The 564-nt window shown below is 69.9% G+C and carries 1 protein-coding gene; it reads right to left on the bottom strand.

Annotated elements, in window-relative coordinates; translation table 11 throughout:
- Positions 1-564 (bottom strand): nitrilase-related carbon-nitrogen hydrolase (locus tag GTW58_RS13765; protein ID WP_168023629.1); only part of this gene is annotated, 564 nt, incomplete at both ends.

A 564-nucleotide genomic window follows, 5' to 3' on the forward strand; every position in this document is an offset into this window, starting at 1 on the left:
CCCCCCCGCCCGGGGGAGCCTGGGTGCCCCCCCCTCCGTGCGCGAGGTCGCGCACCGCTTGCCCACAGGCGACCACGTAGGAGGTCGAGTCCAGCGCCCTGGCACGAGTCAGCAGATCCCACTGCCGGGCCTTGCCGGGCCCGTCCCCCCAGGATGCGATCACGACGACGACCTGCGCGCCGTCGCGGGCCAGCCGCGTGAACAACTCCGGGAAGCGGAGGTCGTAGCAGATCGCCAAACCCACCTGAGTGCCTCCGACGTCCACGGACACGGGTGTGCTGCCCGGGACGATGCCCTTGGACTCCTTGAAGCCGAAGGCGTCGAACAGGTGGATCTTGTCGTAGGTGACCGGGTCCTGACCCGGCCTGAAGACGAACAAGGTGTTGGCGGTGCGCTCGTCCGAGGCGCTGGGCGTGAACGACCCCAGGATCACGGCCACCCCGTGTTGGTCGGAGGCATCTTGCACGCTCTTGTGGAAGCGGTCCGCAGAGGTCCGTGCGAAGTCGGCGAACTTGCCGTCGAACGCGCACGCGGCGGCCTCCGGGAACACCACCCGGACGGCGC

It is taken from the genome of Kocuria subflava (assembly GCF_012163155.1).
Lineage (GTDB): Bacteria > Actinomycetota > Actinomycetes > Actinomycetales > Micrococcaceae > Kocuria > Kocuria subflava.